The sequence below is a fragment of the Desulfovibrio sp. 1188_IL3213 genome, from assembly GCF_036763145.1.
Lineage (GTDB): Bacteria > Desulfobacterota > Desulfovibrionia > Desulfovibrionales > Desulfovibrionaceae > Desulfovibrio.
Genome location: NZ_JBAIYR010000215.1, coordinates 1 through 3,837, shown reverse-complemented (window position 1 = coordinate 3,837; position 3,837 = coordinate 1). Strand labels below are relative to the sequence as shown.

Annotated in this window: 6 protein-coding genes; 5 read left to right on the top strand and 1 reads right to left on the bottom strand. The window is 57.9% G+C overall.

The genetic code is table 11. From position 1 onward, the window contains the following. The 3 genes from V6C16_RS09010 to ruvC form a co-directional block, all read left to right on the top strand. The coding region (locus V6C16_RS09010) for an SPOR domain-containing protein (RefSeq protein WP_333543042.1) at positions 1–344 on the top strand (344 nt) is incomplete at its 5' end. A 7-nt stretch (positions 345–351) separates the two neighbouring features. Further along, complete coding sequence (locus V6C16_RS09005) at positions 352–1,155, top strand: MlaE family ABC transporter permease (RefSeq protein ID WP_333535656.1); 804 nt, start codon at positions 352–354, stop codon at positions 1,153–1,155. A gap of 1 nt (position 1,156) precedes the next feature. Then, on the top strand, positions 1,157–1,678 hold the full coding sequence (gene ruvC / locus V6C16_RS09000; RefSeq protein ID WP_333543041.1) for a crossover junction endodeoxyribonuclease RuvC: 522 nt from the start codon (positions 1,157–1,159) through the stop codon (positions 1,676–1,678). Positions 1,679–1,877: 199 nt separating this feature from the next. On the opposite strand, the gene V6C16_RS08995 is transcribed toward ruvC, so the two are convergent. Then, positions 1,878–2,477, bottom strand: a complete 600-nt coding sequence (locus V6C16_RS08995) for a peptidylprolyl isomerase (protein WP_442886209.1) — start codon at positions 2,475–2,477, stop codon at positions 1,878–1,880. A gap of 335 nt (positions 2,478–2,812) precedes the next feature. On the opposite strand from V6C16_RS08995, the gene V6C16_RS08990 reads away from it, so the two are divergent. Beyond that, on the top strand, positions 2,813–3,517 hold the full coding sequence (locus V6C16_RS08990; protein ID WP_333534695.1) for a Bax inhibitor-1/YccA family protein: 705 nt from the start codon (positions 2,813–2,815) through the stop codon (positions 3,515–3,517). A gap of 100 nt (positions 3,518–3,617) precedes the next feature. After that, positions 3,618–3,837 (top strand): hypothetical protein (locus V6C16_RS08985; protein WP_333543040.1); only part of this gene is annotated, 220 nt, incomplete at its 3' end.

The following is a 3,837-nucleotide window of genomic DNA, read 5'->3' as shown; positions in this document are numbered from 1 at the left end:
CCGCCTCCAATGCCCGCAACGCCGCCACGCCCAGTGCGGCCCAGAACCAGGGGCAGGCCCCCGGCGCAACAGCCACGCAGGAACAGCTTTACGACTACGTGTTTCAGGCGGCGGCCTTCAAGGGTGAGGACGATGCTAACAGGCTGCGCAAGCGCCTCGAAGGCCGGGGACTGCGCACACGCCTGCAAAAAAGCGGCAAGGTGCAACTGGTCATGATCAACCTGCGTGGTACGGAGCGTGACGCCGACAATCTGCGCGAGGAGCTTAAACGCATGAAACTGGGCGCGCCCATACAGACATCCAAAAAAGCCGTTCCCGGCAAAAGCCGTAAAACGGCCAGGTGAGGAAGTCATGACGCAATCCTTTGCTCCCGCAGCCTTTTTACGCCGCATCGGCAGGCCCTGCCTGCGCGGCGTTGATGCCCTGGGCGGCACGGCCATTTTCTTTTTTGAGGGGCTGGCCCAGATATTTGCCAGCAGAAAGATTTTCCCGCGCACGATGCAGCAGCTTTATATCATAGGCTCAAAATCCTTCTTTCTTATCATGCTCATTGGGGTGTTCTGCGGTATGGTGCTGGGCTTGCAGGGTTACTATACCCTGGTGCAGTTCGGTTCCGTGGGCATGCTCGGCTCTGCCGTATCGCTGACGCTCATCCGCGAACTGGGGCCGGTGCTCACCGCCATCATGCTCACCGGGCGCGCCGGGTCATCCATGACCGCCGAAATCGGCGTCATGCGCATCACCGACCAGATCGACGCCCTGGATGTTATGGACATCAACTCCATGGGCTACCTTGTGAGCCCGCGCCTTGTGGCCTCGTTCATCGCCTTTCCCCTGCTTACCGCCGTGTTTGACGTTATCGGCATCATCGGCGGCTACCTCACGGGCGTGCTCATGCTCGGCATCAACGAGGGAGCCTATTTTTACCGCATCGCCAGTTCCGTCACCATGACGGACGTGGCCGGGGGCTTCATAAAGTCTGTGGTCTTCGGCCTGCTGGTCACCACCATATGCTGCCGCCAGGGCTACTACACCAACAAGCGGCGCGACAGCGTGGGGCCGGAAGCCGTGGGCAACGCCACCACCTCGGCCGTGGTCATATCCTGCGTGCTTATTCTCGCGGCGGACTACGTTATCACCTCTTTCCTGCTCTGATATGTCTACGCTCAATGCCAAAGGACCTGTGACGGTTATGGGCATCGACCCCGGCTCACAGCGCACGGGCTGGGGCGTGGTGCGCGAAGTTTCGGGCGTGTTGCATCTGGTGGACTGCGGCGTGGTGCGCACGTCCTCGGCGGGCAAGGCTTTTTCGGGCCGTCTGGCATGCATCTATCACGAACTTTCCACGGTGCTGGCCCGCGTAAAACCGGACGAAGCCGCCATTGAGCAGGTGTTCACGGCCCAAAACGCGGCCAGCGCCCTCAAGCTGGGCCAGGCGCGGGGCGTGGCTGTGGCGGCCTGCGCGGCGCACGGCCTTTCCATCAGCGACTATGAGCCTACCCTGGTGAAAAAATCGCTGGTAGGCACGGGCCGCGCCGAAAAAGAGCAGGTCGCCTTCATGGTGCAACGCCTGCTCAATGTCAAAAACGCCAACTGGCCGCTGGACACATCGGACGCTCTGGCCGTGGCCGTGTGCCACCTTACCATGCGGCGCTTTGCGGCTTTGACGGGCAAATAGTCAGGCACTGTTCACATGCTTTTCTGTTCAGCCAGGCGCATCAAAAGTTTTTTCCCGGCTCCGGTGCATCACCGTTTCGGCATGGACAGCCGGCTTCCTGCGAAAAATGCCGACGCGCTCCGCGCGACCACATATCCGCCAGACAAAAAGGGCCTTTCGGCCCTTTGTTATTTTCATCTTCGGAAAAGAACGCTGTGGTCTATTCCACCACAACGGCTTTTTTAATGATGACGTTTTCTCTGGGCACATCATCATAATAGCCTTTTTTGCCGGTGACGATGGCGGCAATCTTGTCCACAACTTCCTGTCCCTTGATCACCTTGCCGAAAACAGCGTAGCCCCAGCCCTGGGGAGTCTGGCTTTTGAAGTCCAGAAAATCGTTGTCCTTGGTATTGATGAAAAACTGGGCCGTGGCCGAATGAGGTTCGCCAGTGCGGGCCATAGCAATGGTATATTTCTTGTTTTTCAGCCCGTTATCCGCTTCGTTGCGGATGGCGGCGCGGGTTTCTTTCTGTTTCATGTCCGGCGTGAAACCGCCGCCCTGAATCATGAAGTTCTTGATCACACGATGAAAAACCGTGCCGTCATAAAAACCTGATTTGACATACTGCACAAAGTTGGCGGTGCTGATGGGAGCCTTGCGGGCGTCCAGACGCACCACAATTTCGCCCATGTTCGTTTCAAGCTTCACTGCCGGATCGGGCGTGGCGGCCTGGGCCGGAGTCATGAAGGGCGCGGCCATAAGGCAAAACGCCAGGGCAAGGGCGCGAAACACGACGCCGGTGCGGAAAAGTTTCATATGTATCTCCTTGCGCTACTGCGGTGTAAAGGCCGGAAAAAACCCGGCGGTGCGTGAAAAACTACCATGCCGGCACGCGTCCATCAAGTTGCCGCAGATGCCGTCAGGCGGATTCTGTAACAGAAATGTCACATTTGACGCCGTTATCCGGGACAGAGAGCACTTGCTAAACACGGCTTGTGTCATATAGTATGAAGAGGAAGATAAAAAAATACGGCTTGTCCGGCGTACGGAACAGGCATGAAAAAAACGGTTCGTTGCCAAGCATTTCATGCGCTTCAGATATACCTGTTCCAAAGACGCTTCGGATGCAACAGTTTTTTTGGAGGAGAGTAATGACCAATCCCCGCAGTGTAGCGCATAGTGGCGTAAGCAGTGTTGCTTCCCTTTACATGCGCCAGGTTTACCAGTGGATGACGCTGGGCCTTGGCGTCACCACCGTTATGGCCTGGTTTGTAGCCAGCACGCCCGCAGTGCAGCAGGTCATCTTCGGCAATTCGCTGATCATGATCGGCCTCATCGTGGCGCAGTTCGGCCTTGTTATCGCCATTTCCGCCGCCGTGCATAAAATGTCCGGCAGCACGGCCACGGGGCTTTTTCTGCTCTATTCCGCGCTGACAGGGGCAACGCTGTCGTCCATTTTTGTGGTCTACCCCATTGCCTCCATCACCAACGCCTTTCTGGTCACCACCGGAACCTTCCTGGCCATGACCGTGTACGGAACCGTGACCAAGCGCGATCTTACGGCCATGGGCAGCTTTCTGTTCATGGGCCTGATCGGCATCGTTATCGCCATGGTGGTCAATATCTTCCTCAAGAGCGCCATGATGGACTTTGTGGTGAGCTGCCTTGGCGTACTCATTTTTACCGGCCTTACGGCCTATGACACACAGAAGCTGCGCCGGTTCGGCGAAAGCGCCCCCCTGGACGACGCCACGGCCCTGCGCCGCGGCGCCATTTTGGGCGCGCTGACCCTGTACCTGGACTTTATCAATCTTTTCCTCATGCTGCTGCGCCTCTTCGGCGGCAACCGCAACTGATTGCCGCAATACGGGCAACAGCCTGAGAGCAAGCACGCGATGGGGGGCGAAAGGCCATGCCTTTTGCCCCTTTTTCACGCCTTGCCGGTGAATAATTTTTATGAAAAAGCAAAAAAAACTTCGCGGAGCCACTACGGCTTCCGCACCTTTCAACGGCGGTTTTCCCTCGCCTGAGGAACTGCTGCAGACCCTTGCCGCCCAGAACCGCCCCATGCGGCTGGACGGCCTTTTGCGTGTTCTGGGCCTTGCCCGCCGCGAAAGAAAAGAGCTGGAAGCCGCTCTTGGCGATCTGGAACGGCAGGGCAAGGCCCTGCGCCTGC